The organism is Pedobacter sp. GR22-10 (assembly GCF_026239715.1).
Lineage (GTDB): Bacteria > Bacteroidota > Bacteroidia > Sphingobacteriales > Sphingobacteriaceae > Pedobacter.
Map to the genome: position 1 here is coordinate 1 of NZ_JAPIVR010000018.1, position 439 is coordinate 439.

The following is a 439-nucleotide window of genomic DNA, read 5'->3' on the forward strand; positions in this document are numbered from 1 at the left end:
GGGTCGGGGGTTCGAACCCCTCATTTCCCACACTAAGCCTTTCAGGAAACTGAGGGGCTTTTTTTATTAAATTTCCATATCTTCATGTATGTTTTATGCATACATTTTATATTCCCAAACCCGTAATAAATATTACGTAGGTTCAACATCTAATCTGAAAGCAAGAATTATAAAGCATAATACAAATCATCCGGGCTTTACCGGACATACAGGGGACTGGCAAATTGTTTGAGTACAATCTTTTACTGAAAAATCTGATGCTGCTAAAAGAGAAAAACAAATCAAAAGCTGGAAGAGTAGAAGGATGATCATAAATTTAATTAACACAACTGTATTGTCAAATCCTGATACTATTGGTGATAAGATAGGATAACTTTCAAAATAATCAAAGGGAAATTAGCTCAGCTGGTTCAGTGCATCCCGACTTTATCAGTCGGGA

1 protein-coding gene is annotated in these 439 nt (G+C 36.0%); it reads left to right on the forward strand.

The features are described 5' to 3' along the window. Positions 1 to 88: 88 nt before the first annotated feature. Positions 89 to 232 carry a GIY-YIG nuclease family protein gene (locus OQX64_RS22510; RefSeq protein WP_265820423.1) on the forward strand — a complete coding sequence of 48 codons (144 nt, stop codon included), beginning with the start codon at positions 89 to 91 and terminating at the stop codon, positions 230 to 232. Positions 233 to 439: the final 207 nt, after the last annotated feature.